The organism is Pseudoalteromonas sp. A601 (assembly GCF_002165575.1).
GTDB lineage: Bacteria > Pseudomonadota > Gammaproteobacteria > Enterobacterales > Alteromonadaceae > Pseudoalteromonas.
On sequence record NZ_MXQF01000035.1, the window covers coordinates 27,864 to 48,856 of the forward strand.

Consider the following 20,993-nt stretch of genomic DNA (forward strand, 5'->3'; position numbering starts at 1 on the left):
TAAATGGCTAAGAAAACGATCCAACGGTTTTTACCCGATCACAATACGATTAAACAGCATAAATTTTTACAAATTTTTGGCCGTTTACTCCACGATGCAAACCTATGGCACCTAAATCGACGTTCCGCGCGAGGCGCATTTTCTGTCGGTTTATTCTTTGCTTTCATCCCTGTTCCTTTTCAGATGGTTTTAGCCGCAGCGCTCGCTATTCCTTTAAGGGTCAATCTGCCTATATCTGTTGCCGTTGTTTGGATCACCAACCCATTAACAATGCCGCCTATTTTTTATTGTTCATACTTAGTTGGTACCATTGCACTTGGACAGCCTGAGCAACACTTTGCTTTTGAACCAAGTTGGCAATGGTTCATCGAAAGCCTTACCACTATTGGCCCTGCGTTTTTATTGGGTTCTGTGATATGTGCAACAGCCGCTTCGGTAATAGGCTACTTTGGCATTGATTTACTTTGGCGACGCTCAGTACGTAAAGCATGGCTAAATCGTCACATAAAAGACTAAGTTAATAAATTATAGTCAAACGCTACGTTTGTACCAAATATAGAACAAATCAAAAAAGCCAGCTAAATTAGCTGGCTTTTTAGTAGACTCCGCGATGCTAGAGCTTTAAAACTGATTAACGTACTTTAGCGTCAATCTCGACTAAATCAGTTAAATGACAGATTTCACCACCATGGGTTTTAATGCCATGCTCACCAAAATAATCACGCTGAGCTTGGACTAAGTGCCCATTGCTTGGGGTTGTTAGTGTTGAAAAATAAGTCTGTGTAGAACTTAACACTGGGAATGCTAAGCCTGTCATCATTGCTTGACCGGTGATTTTACGTAATGAAACAGCTTCATTTTCAAGTGTATCAATAAACTCGACACCTTGTGCGATATTATCTAAGTAATCGGCACGAATAATACAACCAGCACGCCATGTCTGTAGCGTTTTCGATAAATCGACTTTCCACTGATGCGCACGTGATGCTCCTTTGATTAACGCAAGACCTTGGCGATAAGCCAATAAACTAGCCAGTAGAAATGCATCTTTAAGCTCATCTAAATCAAGTTTAACCTCAGTGGTAGATTTTGCAGCGTAAGTCATTTCTTTTGCAGCATGAGTATCACAGGTGTTAGTTAAGTGACGAGCTTGCACAGCCGCTACTAACGATGGAACGGCAATACCAAGCTCTAGAGCGTTTTGTGCAGTCCAAAGACCTGTGCCTTTAGCACCGACTTTATTGTCAATTAAATCAACTAATGACTCATCATTGTCTGTTTCTAAAGATAAAATATGGCTAGAAATGGATAATAAATAGCTGTTTAAGTCGCCTTCTGCCCACTGCTCAAAAATAGCTGCTACTTCTTTTGGTGAACGGTTCGTTCCTAAACGAAGTAACTGATACATTTCAGCGATAAGTTGCATCAAAGCATATTCAATACCATTATGAACCATCTTCACAAAGTGTCCGCTTGCTGATTGACCTACTCGAGCAAAACATGACTCACCTTTGTAACTGGCAGCCACTTTTTCAAACCATGGCTCGACACGCTCCCAACCGCCCTCTGATCCACTGGCCATCATTGCTGGCCCATGACGTGCACCTTCGGCACCGCCAGAAATCCCCATAGTGGCAAACTCAAATTTGTTTTGATACTTTAATTTACGAGTTATGCCATCTTTGTAGTTACTGTTACCACAATCAACAATAATATCGTTACAATCAACGCCAGCTTCTACTAGTTCAGTACACACTTTATCAACCAGTTCACCAGCAGGTACTAACAGTAAAATTGAACGAGGTGCTGTTAACCTTTTAACCATGTCATTTAAATCAGACACAATATGCAGACGGTCCGCCATGCCTTGAGATTTAGCACAACTTAATAACTCTTCGCCCGCATCGGGGTTTTTATCATAAGCTACGAGTGTCAGCCCTTTTTCTATCAGGTTTAGAGCCAGATTTTTACCCATAACGCCTAACCCTACTAATGCAACTTGCATTTAGTGTCCTCCTCGGTAACAACTATTGGTTAGTAAATGAAAATAATACCGCGCGCATTATACCCAAGCCGCTCAAAAATGCGAGCCTGAGTTAAAGTAACCGCTCTAAATACACGCCTAGGTATTATATCAAACAACGCGCATCACAGGGATTATTTAACATCAATTAGAACATTGACTGACGCTGACACCGGTGTCATAATGTCGTAATATTAATTTTGTATAAATATTGGCAGCAATTAAATAACACTTTGTTTATATAATGTGTTCACACTGCCTTAAAACCCCATATTTGTGTATAAACACAAATATTTAAAAACGAATATAACCGTCAACCTGCTTACCTTGTAAGCCTACAGGAGAATTTGATGCTTAGACGCACAAAAATAGTCGCTACCCTTGGACCTGCAACCGATCGTGATAACAACCTAGAAAAAATAATCCGTGCTGGTGCAAACGTAGTGCGTTTGAACTTCTCACATGGCGTAGCCCAAGATCATAAAGACCGAGCACAAGCTGTTCGTGATATCGCAAAAAATTTAGGCAAGCACATCGCAATTTTAGCCGATTTACAAGGCCCTAAAATTCGTGTATCTACCTTCAAAGAAGGTAAAGTAACTTTAGATGTAGGTGCTAAGTTTATCCTTGATGCAAAAATGGAAAAAGGCCAAGGCGATGTAAATGCCGTTGGTATCGACTATAAAGAATTGCCACAAGATGTATCACCTGGCGATCTACTTTTATTAAACGATGGTTTAATTCAATTAACAGTAGAAAGTGTTGAAGGCCACCTAGTACACACTTCGGTTACTGTTGGCGGTGTTTTATCGAATAATAAAGGTATCAACCGTTTAGGTGGTGGTTTAACAGCCCCTGCATTTACTGAAAAAGATAAAGAAGATTTACTTACAGCTGCTGAAATAGATGTTGATTACATCGCCGTATCATTCCCACGCAGTGGTGATGACATGCGTTATGTACGCTCACTTGCAGAAGCTGCTGGTTCTAAAGCACAATTACTTGCTAAAATTGAACGTGCTGAAGCTGTTGAAACCGTTGAAGCCGTTGATGACATCGTACTTGCTTCAGATGCAGTTATGGTTGCACGTGGTGATTTAGGGGTTGAAATTGGTGATGCTGCGCTTATGGGTAAGCAAAAGCTGATTATACGTCGTGCCCGTTCGTTAAACCGTACTGTTGTGACAGCAACACAAATGATGGAATCAATGATTGATAACCCAATGCCAACGCGTGCTGAGGTTATGGATGTTGCAAACGCTGTACTTGATGGCACTGATGCGGTGATGCTTTCAGCTGAAACTGCTGCCGGTGATTACCCTGAAGAAACCGTTGCAACAATGGCACGTGTTTGTTTAGGTGCTGAATCACAAAAAGAGACCCATGTATCAAAACACCGTTTAGACAGTCGTTTTTCATCAAACGCTGAATCAATCGCACTATCTGCAATGTACGCTGCTAATCACTTAGATTCAGTGAAAGCAATCGTAACATTAACAGAGTCAGGCAGCACAGCTAAACTTATGTCACGTATTAGCTCTGGTTTGCCAATTTTCTCACTGTCTCGTCATGCAAGTACATTAGGACAAACAGCACTTTACCGTGGTGTATACCCAGTGTTCTTCGATTCGACACAATGTGAAAAAGATAACATGGTAAAAGATGCGCTAAATACGTTAGTGGCTGCCGGTTCATTAAAATCAGGTGATACAGTGATCATCACTCATGGTGATGCAATGGAAACTGTTGGTGCAACTAACACCATGAAGATAGTCACAGTGGCTTAATTCAACTATTAGTTCAAATCAAAAAACGCGAGCACACAAATGCCCGCGTTTTTTATTAACTAAAAATCGCCTATAAACTAACTTGCTTTGAGCAATACTAGCTTGCTAATGCAGCTTTCACTTTGTCGCGATAACTTCGGCTCACTTTTAGCTCTTGCCCGTTATCTAACACTAACAGGTACTCACCACTTACTTGGGTGACCAATTTACTGATCTGCTTTGTACTAACAATAGCACTGCGGTGAACCCGCACAAATAATTGTGGATCTAACTCTTGCTCTAACTCTTTCATGGTCTTACGTAGTATGTGAGTCTGGCCATCTTGGCAGTGCAAACACATATAATCACCCGCCGCATCAACCCATTGAATAGTCGCTACAGGAACACGAATAATTTCACCCTGCTCTTTTACAGCTAATGATTCTGGGTAACGTTTATCTGACAAGGTATCGCCAGTTGCTAATTTTTTTAAGATCTCTTCGCAATTGTTACCGGTTATTCCCGCTACAAAACTCGCTAATTTCTTTTTATGGGCGTTGTCTTGCTGCGTTTTTAAGTAGGTATGCACTTTTTCTACCGCCTGTTTTAGTCTGTTGTCATCGACTGGTTTAAGAATATAATCTAAAGCATGTATTTCAAATGCTTTGACCGCGAACTGATCAAATGCCGTAACGAATACAATAGCAGGTAATGCTCTTACACTTTCACTGAGTGCGCGTGCAACCTCAAAACCATTCATACCTGGCATTTGAATATCTAAAAAAACTAAATCTATTTGCCCTGCTTGGCATTCATCAATGGCTTCTTGGCCTGAACTGCACAGCTTAACGACTTCTATCTCGTCAAACTCTTCAAGCCTTACCGCTAAACCTCTACGGGCTAACGGTTCATCATCGACAATCAGGGTTTTAATCTTGCTCATTTCTTAACAGCCTTTTCAAACGGAACGCGCAGATTCACTTTTAATCCACTTGGCGTATTGTGTGATAACACAAACGAATAGTTATTCTCATACAAGGTTTTCAAACGGTCTTTGGTGTTTGCAACACCCACCCCCTGTGAATTAACCAGTTGACCATTGAGTAGCTCAGTACCTGGTCCATTATCGCCTACTTCCAATAATAATTCATTAGCAAAAACTTGTGCTTTGATGTCAATTTCACCGCCCTCAGATAAGTGAGCTATGGCATATTTAATTGCATTTTCGATGATCGGTTGCAATATCAAACTTGGCACCAATGCATTCTTTGCTTCATCGCTGATATCTATATTTACTTTCAAACGCTCATCAAAACGTACTCGCTCTATCTCAAGATACAGCATTAACGCATGTAATTCTTGCTCGAGGGGGACTTTTTTAATCGGGTCGGTATTGAGTGTATAACGTAAAAAGTCACTCAATTTTGATACCATCAAGTTGGCATCTTTATTTTCTTTTACCAATATAAGTGTAGATATAGCATTGAGCGTATTAAACAAAAAGTGAGGATTAAGCTGATAGCGCAGCATTTTTAATTGTGCTTCGTGGGCCATTGTGGTGGCTTTTAATGCTTTTTGGCGCTCACTTTGTAGTAACTGATAATATTTAATGCCAAAATATAAACCACTCCAACATAAAATGATGTAAACCGAATCAAGTCCTTGTTGGAAATAATAAAACCACTCATTGGGTCTATAGCCATGGCGGTATATTTCCCATAAGTTAAACTTTTGCACAACCGCCCACAATGTACCAGTAACATAAGATGCACTAAATACCACTAACATGAGTATCCAAGGAGATGCATTCCATGCCTTGCGATACATATAACGAAGTGGCACAGTCATTAAACAACCCGCGTACGCATTTAGCACAATAACAAAAACGTATATATCGCGCATTTCAAATACTTTGGAGCCAATGTAATTTACCAGCGCATAACCAATCCAACCGGCTACTTGTAATACCCAGAAAAAACGTTGACGGTTATCGACTAATGATTGCCAATTCAAAATTTATCTTTACCTCAATTATTTGTATTTATTATATCGGTTTAGCAAGGTGATGATCACTACTTCTTGTCTTGCTTTTCAAGAGGCTTACCGCAAAAGTACTTTCTTACAGGCACAAAAAAAGGAGCCTCAGGCTCCTTTTCACTACTTATATGTAAAAGCTTAAGCTGCCGCTAGGCCTTCTTTTGCTTTTGCAACAAGCGCTGCGAATGCAACTTGGTCATAAACAGCGATATCTGCAAGGATCTTACGATCGATTTCTACAGAAGTCTTTTTAAGACCATTGATAAAACGGCTGTAAGACAGACCATTTTGACGTGAAGCAGCATTGATACGTGCAATCCATAATTGACGGAAAGTACGTTTCTTAGCACGACGGTCACGGTAAGCGTATTGACCCGCTTTTGTAACAGCCTGGAAAGCTACGCGGTAAACACGTGAACGTGCTCCGTAGTAACCTTTTGCTTGTTTTAAAACTTTTTTGTGACGTGCACGTGCGACAACGCCGCGTTTAACTCTTGCCATTTCTAAAAACCCCTATTAAGCGAATGGTAACATACGTGAAACTAGACCATGGTCATTTTTATGAACCATCATCTTAGGACGTAGGTGTAACTTACGCTTAGAAGTTTTCTTAGTCAGAATGTGACGAAGATGCGCTTGTTTACGCTTGAAACCACCAGAAGCAGTTTTCTTGAAACGCTTAGCAGCGCCTCTGTGACTTTTTAGCTTATAAGCCATTGCAATAACTCCAAATGTATTGCTTTAAAATTAGTAAGCAGGCGTGAGATATATTGCTATAGCTCCACTTTTAGGCCTAACTTACTGCCATATTCCGGTGAAAACTCAACATAAATGCCGCAGTTTTACTTTAAAACCGGTTAACTCAGGTGAATACTTGCATATTACTTGTAGACCTGAGCTAAATTCGGTGCGTATTTTAGCTCGTTTATTACTTTTTTGCAATAGGAGACATCATCATAACCATTTGACGTCCCTCAACACGATTTGGGAAAGACTCAACTTGTGCAAGTTCTTCTAAATCAGCTTTAATACGGTTTAGTAGTTCAATACCAATTTCTTGGTGCGCCATTTCACGGCCACGGAAACGAATAGTGATTTTAGCTTTATCACCCGCTTCTAAGAACTTACGTAAGTTACGAAGCTTAACCTGATAATCACCTTCATCCGTACCAGGACGGAATTTGATTTCTTTTATCTGGATTTGCTTTTGTTTCTTCTTCTGTTCTTTTAGTTCTTTGCTTTTTTCAAAGATGAACTTACCGTAATCCATGACCTTACACACAGGCGGCTCAGCATTTGGGCTGATCTCTACTAGATCAACACCTGCTTCATCAGCCATAGCTTGCGCATCTCTTAATGTTTGAATGCCAGCTTGCTCGCCGTCGATGTCGATTAAACGAACTTCTTTAGCTGTAATTTCATCGTTGATACGATTTTTTTGAGCTGTTTGTTGCCCTTTCTTGCCGCCTCTAATGGTACGTTCCTCCAAGAATATCAAATAATAAGTGTGCAGTTAGCAGTTGTGTTAATGCCCTGCACACCGGATTTTTATTGTCGATTTTTAATTTCTTCACTAATTTTAGCGACGAAATCATCAACGTTAAATTTGCCCAAGTCTTCACCTGTGCGGGTACGTACTGCTACTTCTTGTTGTTCAACTTCTTTATCGCCAACAACAAGTAAGTAAGGAATACGTTTTAATGTATGTTCTCGGATTTTAAAGCCAATCTTCTCATTTCTCAAGTCAGCAGCGGCTCTAATTCCAAGTTTATTTAATTTTTGTACAATTTCGTGCACATAATCAGCTTGTTTATCGGTGATATTCATAATCACCACTTGCTTAGGCGCAAGCCACGTTGGGAATAAACCTGCATATTCTTCGGTCAAAATACCAATAAAGCGTTCAATTGACCCTAAAATAGCACGGTGAATCATTACGGGTGTGCGACGTTCGTTGTTTTCAGCAACATAGGTAGCACCTAAACGACCCGGTAATGCAAAATCTAGTTGCACTGTACCACACTGCCACGCTCTGTCTAAGCAATCGTACAAAGTAAATTCAATTTTAGGGCCGTAGAAGGCACCTTCACCCGGTAAATAATCAAATTCAATGTCATTTGCTTTAAGTGCATCAGCCAGCGCTTGCTCGGCTTTATCCCAAATTTCGTCTTCGCCGATACGCTTTTCAGGGCGAGTCGAAAGCTTAACAGCTATTTTTTCAAAGCCAAACGTTTCGTACGTGTCATAAACCATTTTGATACATGATGATACTTCATCCATCACTTGGTCTTCTGTACAGAAAACGTGGGCATCATCTTGGGTAAAACCACGAACACGCATTAGTCCGTGTAATGCACCTGACGGTTCATTACGGTGACAACAACCAAACTCTGCCATACGCAGTGGTAAGTCGCGGTAAGATTTTAAACCTTGATTAAAAATCTGCACATGACCTGGGCAGTTCATTGGCTTGATTGCATACTCACGCTTTTCAGACTCAGTTGTAAACATCGCATCTGAATATTTATCCCAGTGACCTGATTTTTCCCATAACGAGCGGTCCATCATCATTGGACCTTTTACTTCTTCGTACTGGTACTCACGTAGTTTTTCACGTACAAACTCTTCAAGCTCACGGTAAATGCTCCAACCATCGTTGTGCCAAAATACCATGCCTGGTGCTTCTTCTTGCCAGTGCCATAAATCAAGTGCTTTACCAATACGGCGGTGATCACGTTTTTCAGCTTCTTCTAAGCGCTTTAAATATGCTTTGAGTTGTTTTTTATCGCCCCAAGCGGTGCCATAAATACGTTGTAGCATTTTGTTTTCTGAATCACCACGCCAATAAGCACCTGCCACTTTCATAATTTTGAAGTGTTGGCAGAATTTCATATTTGGTACGTGTGGGCCACGGCACATATCAACATATTCTTCATGATGATACAGACCTGGGCGGTCATCTTTGGCGATATTCTCGTCTAAGATTTCAATTTTGTATGTTTCGCCGCGCGCTTCAAATGCATCGCGCGCTTCTTGCCAGCTGACGGTTTTTTTCACTACGTCGTAGTTTGTTTTAGCAAGTTGTAACATGCGCTTTTCAATGGCATCTAAGTCTTCTTGACTTAGTGAGTGTTCCATATCGATATCATAGTAAAAACCATTATCGATTGTTGGGCCAATTGCCATTTTTGCTTCAGGGAATAACTGTTTAACAGCATGACCTATTAAGTGAGCACATGAGTGACGAATGATCTCTAACCCATCGTCATCTTTAGCGGTGATAATTTCTAAGCGTGAATCTTCAGAAATTAAATCGCATGCATCAACACGCTCACCATTAACACGACCAGCAATGGTCGCTTTAGCAAGGCCGGGGCCGATATCGTTGGCTACATCAAGAGTACTAACTGGGTTTTCAAAACTACGCTGACTGCCGTCAGGGAGGGTAATAACTGGCATTATAAATCCTTTGTACAGTGGTGACGCCTACAATGCATCACATGTATTTAAATAAATTAAAAATAAGTAACTCCACAACGCTTTTACGAATAAGCATTGTTATCGTTAACCATTTACGGTTAATGCACCTGTTGAGTCTTGCTAAGTGCGGCACTATTGTCGCGCCTGAAACAGTGAAATACAAGTATTTACCCCGACAAATTGACAAATAAGCCGCGCATTTCATACTTAGACTAATTTTTGCTGTGAGAAATCATTATGAGTTGTCAAAAATCGATACGTATCGCAAGCCTCAATTTATTACAGCAAACAGTGGGTATGATGCAATCGCAAATTTCTCGCTCATTAGAGGCATCAATTATCTATTACGATGCTCTTAAAACTCAGCGAGAGCAAAACGGTGCAACAATCGTTACCGGTGACTTTAATGACTCTATAGATAGCCCTGCTCTATCATTTATGACACAAGGCTTTCACCCTATTAGTTGCGAGCCATGTAAAGAGTTAGCACAACCTATTGTTGGCTTAACCGATGCATTTAGTTTAAGTGAGCAACATCAGCAAAACAAAGCCCGAGCACCGAGTCACTATTATCGTGGCAGAGCAAACGTACTTGATTACATTCTTTTATCTGGCCACTTTAATAACCAATGTGCACTATCAAAAATAACCTCATTGAACTATTTAAGTTTTAATGATCACTTAAAGCCAGACCAAATGGCAGAAGATATTTGCTCAAGCGACCATGGTGGAATTGGCATCGAAATCATTTATTAAATGCACTGCTTTTAATAAAGTTAATTGATATAATGACAGTAACTAGATTTTTAGAGAAAAACTAATGAGAACATGCGGTGTAGAAATAACAGGTAGCGACGTGCTCCTGTGTATTTTAAGTAAAGACAACGACGTATTTGATATTCGCGATGTACGTCAAACACGCTTTACCCTTGGTAATGGCAATGACACAGAGATCATGCGTAAATTTCAGTTTGATTTTGCTAAATTAATGCAAGATTATCAAATTGATTCTGTCGCCATTCGTGAGCGCCAGCCAAAAGGTAAGTTCGCAGGTAGTGCAAAAGGTTTCAAAATGGAAACTGCTATCCAGCTAATTGAAAACCTTGACGTGCAAGTTTTTAGCCCGACCACAATTAAAGAGCAACTTAAACGTAACCCAGTGCCTATTGATTTTGAAGATACTGGCCTTAAAAAATACCAAGAAAATGCATTTATTAACGCCTATGTTTATATTATGCGTAAAACATACCGTAGTGATGATGTATAAAAAAATAGCTAACTAATTTTTACAACCTAGACATTAAAACGCGAGAGAATAAACCACTTCCAGAGTGTTTTGTTCCTCGCGTTTTTTATTTTTAACAAATAATAATAGAGACATTGGTCTTAACTTACTTTCATTTGTCGACAATTTATGCTTTTCTAACATTGTACACTCTCACACGATGACATGGAGCACACACATGCAAGTAAGTAAAACCGCCACTGAACTTGGCTCAGTTACACAGAACAGTTTACCATTACAACAAAGCTACTATAAAGGATCACAGTCGTCCCCTTTAATTAATCAAACAATTGGTGACTACCTTGACAGTATTGTCGACAATAACCCAGAACACCCAGCTATCATTGTAAGCCACCAAAATGTTCGACTCAGCTATAAAGAATACCAGCAGCAGATTAATCAGTTAGCACAAGGTTTACTGGCTTTAGGTGTAAAACCGGGTGACAGAGTTGGTATTTGGTCTCCTAACAACCTTGAATGGTCTTTAACCCAATTTGCTACAGCGAAAATTGGCGCAATCATGGTGTGCATCAATCCGGCATTTCGACCCAACGAGTTACAATATGCGCTCAATACAGTCGAGTGTTCAACGCTTATCACAGCGTCTAGTTTTAAAGCGAGCAATTACCTTGCAATGCTTAACGAACTCATCCCTGAGCTTGAGGACACCGAAGCCGGAAAAACAAATAGCCATAACCTGCCTCATCTTAAAAATATAATTCGTATTGGCAACGTGTCAGCGCCGGGTATGTTCAGTTTTGCAGATGTTTTATCAATGCCGACCTCTGCGCATAAATATGAACTAGACGCTATTGCTGCAACTCTTAATGCTGATCAGGATATCAATATACAATTTACATCAGGCACAACAGGTAACCCTAAAGGGGCCACTCTTACGCACAAAAATATTCTTAACAATGGTTTTTTAATGGCCGAAGCGATGAAGCTAACAGCAAAAGACAAACTTTGTATTCCAGTGCCTTTGTATCACTGCTTTGGTATGGTGTTGGGTAATTTAGTTTGTATTAGTAAAGGTGCCACCGCAGTCTTTCCAAGTGATTCATTTGATGCAAAAACCACACTCGATATTGTTGAAAAAGAACGCTGCACAGCACTGCATGGTGTGCCAACTATGTTTATTGCAGAACTGGAGCATAAAGACTTTGCTAATTACGACCTGTCTAGCTTACGCACTGGTGTTATGGCTGGGTCAACCTGCCCTGAGCAGGTCATGCGTAAAGTACACACATTAATGCATATGGAAGAGGTAGTGATTGGCTATGGTCAAACAGAATGTAGCCCTATAAACAATGTCACCGAAACAGACTCTCCGATAGAAAAACAAGTAAGTACAGTAGGCCGCGCCTTAGCCCACACTGAAGTTAAAATTATTAATGAAGTCGGTGAAATTCAACAAATTGGCCTCCCAGGTGAAGTATGCAGTAGAGGCGCAGGAATTATGCGTTGCTACTGGAACGATGAAGAAAAAACCGCCGCGACTATTGATAATGAAGGCTGGTTACACTCTGGCGATTTAGGGGTCATGGATGAAGAAGGCTTTGTTACCATTGTAGGACGAATTAAAGACATGATTATTCGGGGTGGTGAAAATATTTACCCGCGGGAAATCGAGGAAGTACTCTATACGTACCCAGGTATACAAGACGCCGCTATATTTGGCATTAGTGATGAAAAATATGGTGAAGAAGTCTGTGCCTGGATCCAACCAAGTGAAGGAGCTGTGCTTAATGAAGAGGCTATTCGTTTATTTTTAAAAGACAAACTAGCCTACTTCAAAATTCCCAAGCATATCCGCTTTGTCGATGAGTATCCAATGACAGTAACTGGGAAACTACAAAAATTTAAAATGCGCGAGCAAATGCAACAAGACATAAAAGAAACTGCTTTTTCTTAAGAATGCTCCTGCTAGATTAGGCATTAGGGTTATATAATTATTTCAGCCTTTTATGCTTTATAGAGGAGCTTTAATTAGCTCCTTAAATTTTTATATTCGATAAACCGAAACCCTCTCGCCGCATTAAACTTATAAATAACGATATACCGCAGTCTAATAAAGTCGCTATGCTGGTAATTACTATTTCATATATTAAATGTTAAAACCAAGTACAAAAAGTATCACGCCCATGTATATTGCTATTGCGCAGATAGCTTCTGTAGAGAGCTCGCGAGCACATATATCACGGGAGCCTTCAAATACACCATTAAGAACTTTACCAAGACCACCCGTAAAGCGGTAATTGTTTAAATCCACATTACCATTTTCATCACTGAGCAAACGCAAATAACCGAAAAGAATACTAAGGCATGCTAAAACAAGAATAACTAACCTGAACGTTTCCATAAACTGACCACCAATAAATGATAACTAGCTAATAAGACACAGTACTTACATAACTTACATAGATAACCCGCCTCGCGACTGGAGCATAATCAACTGTAGCAAACACATTAGGTATTTATAGCTCAATTTTTTCAACTCAAAAGTTATCGCTTCTGAGCTTATTTCTAAGCTAAAAGGCTAAACCTGATTTAAAGCTGTTCCATGGGCTGTTGAGCAAAACACCAAGTTTCGTCATCGATTTGCTTAAAGCCAATTTTAGTTAACAATTGTATAGATTTGCAGTTAGCAGCTGCGACTCGGGCAAAAATTGTCGCAATAGGGTTTTCCAACCAATTAACGTAACCCTGCTTATTGATCAGGTTAATTAAAACCTCATACATATAGCCTTGATCCCAATATTGGTGCGATAATTCAAAACCTAACCAAGCTTGTGTATCATTTATATCATAAAAACCAACACTGCCCATGAGGCAATCACCTAAGTTATTTGAAATAGCTAAACGCAAACCTGTTTGATTGTAATAACTTGATATGTCATTTTGGATAATTTGCTTAACCTCCTCTCTGCTAAGAGGCAACGCGTAATCGTTATATTTTGCGACTTGGGGTTGCGTTAAAATAGCTAAAAGTGCTGGAGCATGTTTATGGGCAATTAAACTAAGAGAGACTCGTTCTAAAAGTACAGGATTTTGCATAGTAAAAAGGGTTAATAAACTTTATCAAAGCTAATTATTACCTTAAGATAGCCAACTAACAAGTATTAAGGTAACTACTATGAGTGAAGAATTTAAAGTTATTCAACCAACAACAACTGTATACTGCCCAAAAAGAGGTGAAGGCTGGACACTAACAGGCATTACCAGTATCGACGAATTCACTTCGGTGATGTTTGACGGTGTACGTTACACCCTCCCTGCAAGAGAAATTATTGAAGTACTGTTACCAAACCAAGCAGCAAGAGAGCTCAACAAAGCTTCTAACTAATTCACTGAGCACATGTTGAGACATTAGCTATCGTGTAATTTCAGTCATTTTTCTACTCCAATATGTGCTTTGGATACACATCCAATACTCTTGGTTAATAATCAGCGAAAAGATTCCTCCCCTTTTGATTCAAGGTAAATTGTAGTTTTATTAATACCTTTATCAGTGTTTAGACGCATATTGCTAACCAAGTAAGTGATCACAATGACAACAATAAATACCCACAGCGTAGTAATTGTGAGTGCGGTACGTACCACCATCGGTAGCTTTGGTGGAAGTCTTAAAGATTTCACGCCAGCTTAACTAGGCACGCGATGCGCAAAAGAAGCCATAATCAGAGCTAAACTATCACCTGTTCAAATTGGTGCTTGTATTTGGGCAAAGTGATCCACAATGGGCTAAAGGACGCGTATCTATCAAGAGTTATAGGCTTAGATTCAGGGCTATCAATTAGCAGCCATAATGGCAACAGGGTCAAGGCCCGATGTTGGCTCATCAAGTAAATATAGGGGCTTCGCGTAAAATGGCTAATGCAATTGAGGTTTTTTTCCTCATGCCTTTAGAGTAAGTTTCCATATGACGCTCCCACGTACCTTCTTGCATGGCTACGCGGTTAAATTCGGGTATAAAATTGCCAGCTATGGCAAATACGCTGTTTTTCCGCGTACAAAATCTAGTGCTTGTGTAACCTCTTTACCCGCTACTTTTGCTGAGCCTTACGTGGGTTTATTAAAACCCAATAACGTTTTTAACGTAGTTGATTTACCCGCCCCTTTCCCCCCAAGTAACGCGTAAATTTCACCCGAGCCCACAGTAAAGTTTAAGTTTTTTAAAATAGCGTTGTTTTTAATGCTAAAACTTAGCGAATTCACTTCAATAATGGCTTCGCTTTTAGCGGTTAGAGCATTATTTAATTCAGAATTATTGATATTTTAGGGCGTTGAGATTTTATTGGTGATGTTTGATTAATTGCTGTAGGTGTTGACACATTCACACTCCACTAAGGGGAAATTAGAATACAACGAACGTTATACCATATCAGAAAACAATTAAAACACTATAACATTGCCAACTTAATAGATAAGTCATATTTATATGATGAATGCTAATTAAATAAAGTTGCTTAGCTAATTTGTTTTTAAAAGATTGGCCAAAGCAAGTATGCCAGGCTCTAATGGGCAATCTTTTCTGTACACAATAGAAAGCTCTACATGCTTAGGCCCAAAGTTAACAGGCCTTATACACAATGATTTTTCGTATCGGCTACCTACCACCATATTTTTGCCAATTATTGTGTAACCTAAGCCCGCAGATACACACCCTAAAACACCATCAGCGCTACTCATGATCATTAATTCATCATTTACTCGCCCTGATTTTTGCTGCCAAACAAGGGCATGTTTTCTATAGCCACACCCCTCGTCTCTTACAAATAATACAGGGTAATGATCGCCATCTAGCGGTGTAACCATAACTAGCTCTTCATACACCACAGGAATGACTTCAAGGTTTTCGTGTTTTGGTGCATTACCTATTGCGGCGCAATCAACCTTGTTATTTAAAACGGCAAATACAAGTCGCTCGCTCGTATCTGTAAAAATTTTAGCTCTAATATGAGCGTAATTATCTTTAAGTTGCTTTAAAGCTAAAGGCATGTGTACAGCTGCAAAGGTTTCTGGCATGCCAATTCGTAACTCATAACTGCCCTTGTTACTTAAAATTGCTGATGTTGCCTGATACTCGAGCTGCAATATTTTATCTGCGTAATCACAAAGCTGTTTACCGCTTGGTGTTAGCTCAAGCTTGCGTCCAGTTAGCGTAAATAGTTTTGTATTTAGCTCTTGCTCAAGCTTTTTAATGCGATTAGTAATGTTTGATTGCACAGTATTAAGTTTTTCAGCAGCACCTTTAATACCGCCCTCATCAACAATAGCTTTAAACGTTTTAAGTATTAATATTTCCATAGGGTTCTTACATTAATTTTAAATAAGCCACTAAACACTTCTCTTTTTGAGAATCTTTAATTCTTAATAATTCAATTTTTTATACTAGCAGAGCCACGTATTCTTAGCGAATAACAACCGTAAACTTAAAGTAGAACAAACAAATGACCATCACAAAAACACGTGCTTACCTTGCGGGCATTTGCAGCATAATAGTCACCGTTGGCGTGGCTAGATTTTCGTATAGCTTACTCATCCCCATAATGCAAAGCGGTGCAGGTTTAACCGAGCTAGGCTCTGGCTGGTTAGCCACCTCCAACTTTATGGGTTATATGTTTGGCGTTTTTATAGCTGCAAACATGCATAACTTAAATCACAAATATAACTTGCATCGTATTTACCTTATTTTGAGTGTTATTACCTCTGCGGCAATGGTAATAACAAGTAATGTATACGTATGGGCACTACTTCGTTTTATTGCAGGTACTTGTGGCGCCGGTGGGTTTATTATTGCCTCAGGCCTTATTTTAAAATGGCTAGTTAACAATAATCACCGCGCAGAGCTTGGGATACACTTTGCTGGTGCGGGTATAAGTATTGTTGCTACATCATTGCTAGTAGAGCATATGCTCGCCATAGCGAGTAACTGGCAGCAACAATGGGTAGCCTTAGCCGTTATGGCGGCTGTAATTGCAATACCCGCATGGCTATGGATGCCTCACCCAAGCGCCCAACAGCAAATAAAGCTCACTAAAAAAGACAATCCACCAACTAAAACCTTTAAATTATTAATAATGCTGGCCTATTTTTGTGCAGGATACGGCTACGCAGTTAGCTCTACATTTATCGTTGATATAGTAGAGCGTGTTGATAGCCTAAAAGGACAAGGTAGCTTTGCTTTTTTATTATTAGGGATAGCAGCAATTCCCGCAGCATTAATTTGGGATCGGATAGCTAGGCGTACAGGCTTTATTAAAGCTTTAATAGCTGCATACACCTTGCAAGCAATTGGTATTGTGCTCCCAACTCTAAGTAATACATTACCTGTAATTATAATAAGCGTATTGCTGTTTGGAGGTACCTTTATAGCCTGTGTAAGTCTTGTATTAACCATGGCAGGTAACTTTTACCCCAATAACCCGGCAAGGTTTATGGGCACGATGACCCTAGCCTACGGCGCCGCACAAATAATAGCCCCCATTCCCAGCGGATACCTTTTAACGTATTTTGGTAACTATAATATGGCACTTTATTTATCGGCATTCATAGTAATGATTGGTACGTTGTTTTTGCTTAGGCTTTTAAAATGTTCTAAGTAATTAATTTATAATTACATAACAACTCAAACTATGTTTTGATAAGTAAATAGGTATAAAAATAATAAGAGACAAAAAATGACAAAGTTTAATAACAATAGTGTAGTTATCCTAAGCGCAGTACGCACCGCTATCGGTAGCTTTGGAGGGAGTCTTAAAAATTTCACTCCTGCAGAACTTGGCACACTTTGCGCTAAAGAAGCATTAGCCAGAGCAAATATATCACCAACTCAAGTGGGCTCATGTGTAATAGGTAAAGTTATTCATAATGGCCCTAAAGATGCTTACCTATCCAGAGTCATTGGCCTTGATGCAGGATTACCAATTAGTAGTCATGCGGTAACACTCAACCGTTTATGTGGCTCAGGTTTAGAAGCCATTATACAAGCAGCCCAACAAATTCAACTAGGTGACGTAGATGCAGCTTTAGCAGGCGGAGCAGAAAGCATGAGTAGCTCAGCCTACACACTAGAGAGTAACCGCTGGGGCCAAAAAATGGGGAATAGCACAGTGCTTGATGAGCTAACCACTACATTACAAGATCCATGGGATAACAGCTCAATGGGGATCACCGCCGAAAACATTGCAGAAAAATATAACATTACCCGCAACCAACAAGACGCTTACGCAGCGCAAAGTCATCATAAAGCAGCTAAAGCGATAGCCAAAGGACACTTTAAAGAGCAAATAGTCCCTATTGAGATAAAAACGCGAAATAATGTCCATGTGTTTGATACCGACGAGCACGTACGCGCTGATACCTCAAGTGAAAAGCTTGCCACACTAAAACCGTATTTCAAACACGATGGTACAGTGACTGCAGCTACCTCATCAGGCATCAATGATGGCGCAGCCATATTAGTACTTATGTCAGAGCATAAAGCCATTCAACAAGGTTTAAAGCCGCTTGGGCGTTTAATTGGTTATGCAAGAGCAGGCGTAGAGCCAACTTTAATGGGCATAGGCCCTATTCCTGCGGTACAACAAGTCATGAAAAAAACTGGCTTAACCATTGAGCAAATGGATGTCATTGAATCAAACGAAGCCTTTGCAGCACAAGCGCTTTGCGTAGCTAATGAGCTTAATTTTCCTGCTGATAAAGTAAACCCAAATGGCGGTGCAATTGCACTTGGCCACCCAGTTGGTGCAACCGGGGCAATATTATCTACCAAATGCCTGTACGAGCTTAAACGTATTAATGGTAAATATGGGTTAGTCACTATGTGCATAGGTGGTGGCCAAGGAATAGCCGCTATTTTTGAAGCATTATAAATCATTAGCCAACTATAACTTCATTATTGTGTCACTTTTGAGCCAACAGCGTGAAATGATGGCTCATAAAGTCATCGCTTTAATTTGAAGCCTAGATTTGACTTTGCAGTTTATCTATTGGGTATATTCACACGTAAGTTTGACCAGTTCTGGTAAGTACCAACAGAATATAACAGACCGATAAATAAGCATATTGATGAACTGACTAGCCAAAAAACAATGCTATTTTCGGGGAACATAGGCATTAATATAATAAATGAAACACCACGTAAAATATAAATAGATGAAATAAGAACTAAAGCGGTTCTAACCAGTGGAAGTTTACCGATAACCCTTGCGCCAGATAACCCGTAAACAGACCAAGTGAAAAGGATTAAAACTAATACGGATGTAACGATGGCTGGATATGATTCACCAGCTTCTGCCATTTTAGCCATTTGCTCACCCGCACCAAAAAAACGGTACCAATCACCACCAAATATAATGCACCCCAAATGAGCTAAAGCAGCAATTGCGCTAAAGGATGCGCCAAACATAAGAGGTTTATTAATATTTGAATCGATCACTATACATCCTGTATATGCCTAACAAGCTGATAGAATAACTCGTTTTTAATTTATTTTTATTGATGCATCAACCATAGCTGAGTTCCCATTTTCGTGCAATCGGTTACTTCAATATCATGTAAAATATAAAAAGAGGATTTAGTGCTGGTCTAATTGGTGTTTTGAAGGTATTTCGGTGGTTTTAGTGACTTATTTTAGATTATAAGGCCTAGCTTTTTTAATGCATCGTGTATTGCCGTTTTTCTATATTATGAACAAAACAATACCGTTGACGCATAATAAAACTGGCTGTCAGTGACTAACCATTGCATGTGGTATCACAGAGTAAACAATGCGCTAGGCAATGACTATTTAGCTTCAAAAGGCTTAGTGTCATTGAGAGATATTTGGATCAATATTCATTACGGGAGATGAACCGCCCATTGCACTTCATGTTAATAAAAAGCGCATGATGGGTGGTGTGGGGGCTGGAGGAGACCTCCGGCTACCCGATTAGCTTTTAGGATACACAGATATTAAGAACAGCTTTCATTTTTGAATAATCACAATGTACGCCTAAAATATTTGCCTCAATCCAGTCATCAACACTTACAGCATCGAAAGATATCTCAAACCCAGAATTAATAACTAAATGTTCAAAAAAAATACGCTGAGCACGACCGTTACCTTCCCTAAAAGGGTGAATCATATTTAGATCACAATAATATTCAGATAACTTTGTAATGAACTCGCTGTATTCTAGATCCACTAAATAGTTATCTTGCGACAACTTGTTTAATAACTTATTAGATTCATTTTCGATAAATGAAACATTACAAAATCTAGTATACCCTTTAGTAATATCGACCTCTCTGAGTTTTCCTGACCACTCGTATAAATCTGTAAAAAGAGCATGGTGAATGTTGCAAAGGTAAGCTAAATCATATGGGGGCTCTTTGAATTCAATCGCTGCAGCGGCAACAAAGGATAAGTCTCTTTCCGCTTCAGAGAGTAATTTTTCATCTTGAATTGACAACTTATTCTTAAGTAAATTAGTTCCGGGGTAACAATATGGATCATCCCCAACACCATATTTATCAAGCATTGACTAATTGTGCTCTTTTTGCGTAATACTTTAATAACTCATTTCGTTTATCTTGGAGCTGCTTCTTATTCGCACTTAAATCAGGTTTTTTAGATGATATCCCCTCCAAACGAAGACTTTCATTATAGTTTTTGAGTTTAACTGAGTTTGAATATTCAATTTTATCAGATAGTGATAATAATTTACGTTTCCTCTGATGTTTTGATGAGATTCGGCGGGCCTTAGCTTTTGCTAAATCCAACTTATATAAGCGCTCAATAATTGAAGAGCCTGTCTCGAACGCACCCCAAGACTCTATAAAGAGATAAAAAGAGTTATTCTCTCTTCTTTTTTTAATACATATACCTAGATTTGAGTGCAAATCTTTAAGAACTGATTGAACTTTCCTTTCTGAAATACCTGTAGAATTAACTATAACCTTGGTATTAACATATTTAAATTGTACTAGAGCTGCTAAAACTTCAAATTCGTATTTCATAGAAAACATTCTCCTGCATATATATGCGCCTTTAAATCTAGTTTACTATAATTTGGCAAAGATAGCAGCTTGGATCAAAAAGAAAGCTAACGAGCCTGTAGAATTACTCGTCTTTTAATTTATTATTTTGATGCATTAACCATAGCCGAGTTCCTATTTTGATTCAATTAGTTACTTCGATTTTACGTAAAATATAAAAAGAGGATTTGGTGTTGCTTTAATGGGCGTTTTGAAAGGTATAACAGGTGTTTGAGTGGCTTATTTGAGGTAATAAGGACTTAACTTTCTTAATACAGCCTGTTTTGCAGCTTTTCTATATTATGAACCAGGCAATACAGTTTACAGTTGCCGCGGAATGAAGTGAATACATGCACTTTCGTTTTCCCGCGTAAAGTCA

Annotated in this window: 21 protein-coding genes and 1 pseudogene; 8 read left to right on the top strand and 14 right to left on the bottom strand. The window is 39.3% G+C overall.

What is annotated here, in order from left to right; translation table 11 throughout:
- Nucleotides 1-3 precede the first annotated feature (3 nt).
- Nucleotides 4-516 (top strand): DUF2062 domain-containing protein, encoded by a 513-nt coding sequence (locus tag B5G52_RS18695; protein WP_087534185.1) that lies wholly within the window; start codon nucleotides 4-6, stop codon nucleotides 514-516.
- A gap of 115 nt (nucleotides 517-631) precedes the next feature.
- Here B5G52_RS18695 and gndA read toward each other — a convergent pair whose 3' ends face one another.
- Complete coding sequence (gene gndA, locus B5G52_RS18700) at nucleotides 632-2,005, bottom strand: NADP-dependent phosphogluconate dehydrogenase (protein WP_087534168.1); 1,374 nt, start codon at nucleotides 2,003-2,005, stop codon at nucleotides 632-634.
- Between the two features lie 368 nt (nucleotides 2,006-2,373).
- Between gndA and pyk the strand changes: the two genes are divergently transcribed.
- Entirely contained in the window at nucleotides 2,374-3,810 is a 1,437-nt protein-coding gene (gene pyk / locus B5G52_RS18705; RefSeq protein ID WP_087534169.1) for a pyruvate kinase, read from the top strand.
- A gap of 97 nt (nucleotides 3,811-3,907) precedes the next feature.
- Here pyk and B5G52_RS18710 read toward each other — a convergent pair whose 3' ends face one another.
- From B5G52_RS18710 to thrS, 6 genes are all read right to left on the bottom strand, one after another.
- A complete protein-coding gene (locus B5G52_RS18710) occupies nucleotides 3,908-4,732 on the bottom strand; it encodes a LytTR family DNA-binding domain-containing protein (RefSeq protein WP_087534170.1) in 825 nt (274 codons plus the stop codon).
- Nucleotides 4,729-5,802: a sensor histidine kinase gene (locus tag B5G52_RS18715; RefSeq protein ID WP_087534171.1), complete on the bottom strand. Its 1,074-nt coding sequence runs from the start codon at nucleotides 5,800-5,802 to the stop codon at nucleotides 4,729-4,731. Before B5G52_RS18715 ends, B5G52_RS18710 begins: the two co-directional genes overlap by 4 nt.
- Nucleotides 5,803-5,964: 162 nt before the next feature.
- Nucleotides 5,965-6,327 carry a 50S ribosomal protein L20 gene (gene rplT, locus B5G52_RS18720; protein ID WP_008110477.1) on the bottom strand — a complete coding sequence of 121 codons (363 nt, stop codon included), beginning with the start codon at nucleotides 6,325-6,327 and terminating at the stop codon, nucleotides 5,965-5,967.
- A 15-nt stretch (nucleotides 6,328-6,342) separates the two neighbouring features.
- Nucleotides 6,343-6,543, bottom strand: a complete 201-nt coding sequence (gene rpmI / locus B5G52_RS18725; protein WP_004587840.1) for a 50S ribosomal protein L35 — start codon at nucleotides 6,541-6,543, stop codon at nucleotides 6,343-6,345.
- A 211-nt stretch (nucleotides 6,544-6,754) separates the two neighbouring features.
- Nucleotides 6,755-7,315, bottom strand: a complete 561-nt coding sequence (infC, locus tag B5G52_RS18730) for a translation initiation factor IF-3 (protein ID WP_087534172.1) — start codon at nucleotides 7,313-7,315, stop codon at nucleotides 6,755-6,757.
- 59 nt (nucleotides 7,316-7,374) lie between these two features.
- Complete coding sequence (gene thrS / locus B5G52_RS18735; protein WP_087534173.1) at nucleotides 7,375-9,285, bottom strand: threonine--tRNA ligase; 1,911 nt, start codon at nucleotides 9,283-9,285, stop codon at nucleotides 7,375-7,377.
- Nucleotides 9,286-9,543: 258 nt separating this feature from the next.
- Here thrS and B5G52_RS18740 point away from each other — a divergent pair, with 258 nt between their 5' ends.
- The 3 genes from B5G52_RS18740 to B5G52_RS18750 all read left to right on the top strand — a co-directional run bounded on the left by B5G52_RS18740 (nucleotide 9,544) and on the right by B5G52_RS18750 (nucleotide 12,506).
- A complete protein-coding gene (locus tag B5G52_RS18740; protein ID WP_176372585.1) occupies nucleotides 9,544-10,062 on the top strand; it encodes an endonuclease/exonuclease/phosphatase family protein in 519 nt (172 codons plus the stop codon).
- A gap of 64 nt (nucleotides 10,063-10,126) precedes the next feature.
- Nucleotides 10,127-10,573 carry a DUF3010 family protein gene (locus B5G52_RS18745; protein WP_087534174.1) on the top strand — a complete coding sequence of 149 codons (447 nt, stop codon included), beginning with the start codon at nucleotides 10,127-10,129 and terminating at the stop codon, nucleotides 10,571-10,573.
- 196 nt (nucleotides 10,574-10,769) lie between these two features.
- Nucleotides 10,770-12,506 carry an AMP-binding protein gene (locus B5G52_RS18750; RefSeq protein ID WP_087534175.1) on the top strand — a complete coding sequence of 579 codons (1,737 nt, stop codon included), beginning with the start codon at nucleotides 10,770-10,772 and terminating at the stop codon, nucleotides 12,504-12,506.
- 192 nt (nucleotides 12,507-12,698) lie between these two features.
- On the opposite strand, the gene B5G52_RS18755 is transcribed toward B5G52_RS18750, so the two are convergent.
- Both B5G52_RS18755 and B5G52_RS18760 read right to left on the bottom strand, forming a co-directional pair.
- The gene (locus B5G52_RS18755) at nucleotides 12,699-12,953 is read right to left on the bottom strand and encodes a MetJ regulator of methionine regulon (RefSeq protein WP_087534176.1); all 255 of its coding nucleotides are present in this window, start codon (nucleotides 12,951-12,953) and stop codon (nucleotides 12,699-12,701) included.
- A 188-nt stretch (nucleotides 12,954-13,141) separates the two neighbouring features.
- Nucleotides 13,142-13,648 carry a GNAT family N-acetyltransferase gene (locus B5G52_RS18760; RefSeq protein ID WP_087534177.1) on the bottom strand — a complete coding sequence of 169 codons (507 nt, stop codon included), beginning with the start codon at nucleotides 13,646-13,648 and terminating at the stop codon, nucleotides 13,142-13,144.
- A gap of 79 nt (nucleotides 13,649-13,727) precedes the next feature.
- Here B5G52_RS18760 and B5G52_RS18765 point away from each other — a divergent pair, with 79 nt between their 5' ends.
- Nucleotides 13,728-13,937: a hypothetical protein gene (locus B5G52_RS18765; protein ID WP_087534178.1), complete on the top strand. Its 210-nt coding sequence runs from the start codon at nucleotides 13,728-13,730 to the stop codon at nucleotides 13,935-13,937.
- Between the two features lie 461 nt (nucleotides 13,938-14,398).
- On the opposite strand, the pseudogene B5G52_RS22570 reads toward B5G52_RS18765, so the two are convergent.
- Together B5G52_RS22570 and B5G52_RS18775 are read right to left on the bottom strand one after the other, a co-directional pair.
- Nucleotides 14,399-14,925, bottom strand: a pseudogene (locus B5G52_RS22570) (ATP-binding cassette domain-containing protein); the annotation flags it as partial.
- Between the two features lie 139 nt (nucleotides 14,926-15,064).
- Nucleotides 15,065-15,901: a LysR family transcriptional regulator gene (locus B5G52_RS18775; protein ID WP_087534179.1), complete on the bottom strand. Its 837-nt coding sequence runs from the start codon at nucleotides 15,899-15,901 to the stop codon at nucleotides 15,065-15,067.
- A gap of 143 nt (nucleotides 15,902-16,044) precedes the next feature.
- On the opposite strand from B5G52_RS18775, the gene B5G52_RS18780 reads away from it, so the two are divergent.
- Both B5G52_RS18780 and bktB read left to right on the top strand, forming a co-directional pair.
- Entirely contained in the window at nucleotides 16,045-17,199 is a 1,155-nt protein-coding gene (locus B5G52_RS18780; protein WP_087534180.1) for a YbfB/YjiJ family MFS transporter, read from the top strand.
- A 75-nt stretch (nucleotides 17,200-17,274) separates the two neighbouring features.
- Entirely contained in the window at nucleotides 17,275-18,468 is a 1,194-nt protein-coding gene (bktB, locus tag B5G52_RS18785; protein WP_087534181.1) for a beta-ketothiolase BktB, read from the top strand.
- 110 nt (nucleotides 18,469-18,578) lie between these two features.
- Here bktB and B5G52_RS18790 read toward each other — a convergent pair whose 3' ends face one another.
- The 3 genes from B5G52_RS18790 to B5G52_RS18800 all read right to left on the bottom strand — a co-directional run bounded on the left by B5G52_RS18790 (nucleotide 18,579) and on the right by B5G52_RS18800 (nucleotide 20,596).
- Nucleotides 18,579-19,004 (bottom strand): hypothetical protein, encoded by a 426-nt coding sequence (locus B5G52_RS18790; RefSeq protein WP_176372586.1) that lies wholly within the window; start codon nucleotides 19,002-19,004, stop codon nucleotides 18,579-18,581.
- Between the two features lie 529 nt (nucleotides 19,005-19,533).
- A complete protein-coding gene (locus B5G52_RS18795) occupies nucleotides 19,534-20,118 on the bottom strand; it encodes a putative adenosine monophosphate-protein transferase Fic (RefSeq protein ID WP_087534182.1) in 585 nt (194 codons plus the stop codon).
- Nucleotides 20,111-20,596 (bottom strand): YhfG family protein, encoded by a 486-nt coding sequence (locus B5G52_RS18800; protein WP_087534183.1) that lies wholly within the window; start codon nucleotides 20,594-20,596, stop codon nucleotides 20,111-20,113. Before B5G52_RS18800 ends, B5G52_RS18795 begins: the two co-directional genes overlap by 8 nt.
- Nucleotides 20,597-20,993 lie beyond the last annotated feature (397 nt).

Excerpts from the sequence above, each read along its gene's own strand:
- B5G52_RS18775 (WP_087534179.1), bottom strand. The coding sequence starts at position 15,901 with ATGGAAATATTAATACTTAAAACGTTTAAAGCTATTGTTGATGAGGGC.
- pyk (WP_087534169.1), top strand. The coding sequence starts at position 2,374 with ATGCTTAGACGCACAAAAATAGTCGCTACCCTTGGACCTGCAACCGAT.
- B5G52_RS18800 (WP_087534183.1), bottom strand. The coding sequence starts at position 20,596 with ATGAAATACGAATTTGAAGTTTTAGCAGCTCTAGTACAATTTAAATAT.
- B5G52_RS18755 (WP_087534176.1), bottom strand. The coding sequence starts at position 12,953 with ATGGAAACGTTCAGGTTAGTTATTCTTGTTTTAGCATGCCTTAGTATT.
- B5G52_RS18790 (WP_176372586.1), bottom strand. The coding sequence starts at position 19,004 with ATGTTTGGCGCATCCTTTAGCGCAATTGCTGCTTTAGCTCATTTGGGG.
- B5G52_RS18750 (WP_087534175.1), top strand. The coding sequence starts at position 10,770 with ATGCAAGTAAGTAAAACCGCCACTGAACTTGGCTCAGTTACACAGAAC.
- B5G52_RS18765 (WP_087534178.1), top strand. The coding sequence starts at position 13,728 with ATGAGTGAAGAATTTAAAGTTATTCAACCAACAACAACTGTATACTGC.
- B5G52_RS18760 (WP_087534177.1), bottom strand. The coding sequence starts at position 13,648 with ATGCAAAATCCTGTACTTTTAGAACGAGTCTCTCTTAGTTTAATTGCC.
- B5G52_RS18745 (WP_087534174.1), top strand. The coding sequence starts at position 10,127 with ATGAGAACATGCGGTGTAGAAATAACAGGTAGCGACGTGCTCCTGTGT.
- bktB (WP_087534181.1), top strand. The coding sequence starts at position 17,275 with ATGACAAAGTTTAATAACAATAGTGTAGTTATCCTAAGCGCAGTACGC.
- B5G52_RS18780 (WP_087534180.1), top strand. The coding sequence starts at position 16,045 with ATGACCATCACAAAAACACGTGCTTACCTTGCGGGCATTTGCAGCATA.
- B5G52_RS18795 (WP_087534182.1), bottom strand. The coding sequence starts at position 20,118 with ATGCTTGATAAATATGGTGTTGGGGATGATCCATATTGTTACCCCGGA.
- gndA (WP_087534168.1), bottom strand. The coding sequence starts at position 2,005 with ATGCAAGTTGCATTAGTAGGGTTAGGCGTTATGGGTAAAAATCTGGCT.
- B5G52_RS18695 (WP_087534185.1), top strand. The coding sequence starts at position 4 with ATGGCTAAGAAAACGATCCAACGGTTTTTACCCGATCACAATACGATT.
- rpmI (WP_004587840.1), bottom strand. The coding sequence starts at position 6,543 with ATGGCTTATAAGCTAAAAAGTCACAGAGGCGCTGCTAAGCGTTTCAAG.
- rplT (WP_008110477.1), bottom strand. The coding sequence starts at position 6,327 with ATGGCAAGAGTTAAACGCGGCGTTGTCGCACGTGCACGTCACAAAAAA.
- B5G52_RS18710 (WP_087534170.1), bottom strand. The coding sequence starts at position 4,732 with ATGAGCAAGATTAAAACCCTGATTGTCGATGATGAACCGTTAGCCCGT.
- B5G52_RS18740 (WP_176372585.1), top strand. The coding sequence starts at position 9,544 with ATGAGTTGTCAAAAATCGATACGTATCGCAAGCCTCAATTTATTACAG.
- thrS (WP_087534173.1), bottom strand. The coding sequence starts at position 9,285 with ATGCCAGTTATTACCCTCCCTGACGGCAGTCAGCGTAGTTTTGAAAAC.